Here is a 237-nt window from a genome sequence, read left to right on the forward strand (position 1 = left end):
GCGCACCAGCCAGCGCCCGCCGTGGGCCCGGGCATCCAGCCAGCTGGCCAGCGCTGCCACCAGGGAGCCTGCGTGCAGCAGGCCCGTGGGCGAGGGCGCAAAGCGGCCCACATAGGGGGAGGCCGCGGTGGCAATGCCGGGATCGGGGGACTGAGGGACGGCGCAAATCATCGGGGCCGGATGTTAAAGCCTCGCGCCGCCCCTTGCCATGACCTGGGAGCCGGACACTGCCCCGGC

At 73.8% G+C, this 237-nt stretch carries 1 protein-coding gene; it reads right to left on the reverse strand.

Annotated features, from left to right (window positions below):
- On the reverse strand, positions 1 to 171 hold a 171-nt coding region (locus RRF55_RS27910), incomplete at its 3' end, for a glutamate--tRNA ligase family protein (protein ID WP_439419287.1).
- Positions 172 to 237 lie beyond the last annotated feature (66 nt).

It is taken from the genome of Klebsiella sp. K47 (assembly GCF_051858335.1).
Classification (GTDB): Bacteria; Pseudomonadota; Gammaproteobacteria; order Enterobacterales; family Enterobacteriaceae; genus Klebsiella; species Klebsiella pneumoniae.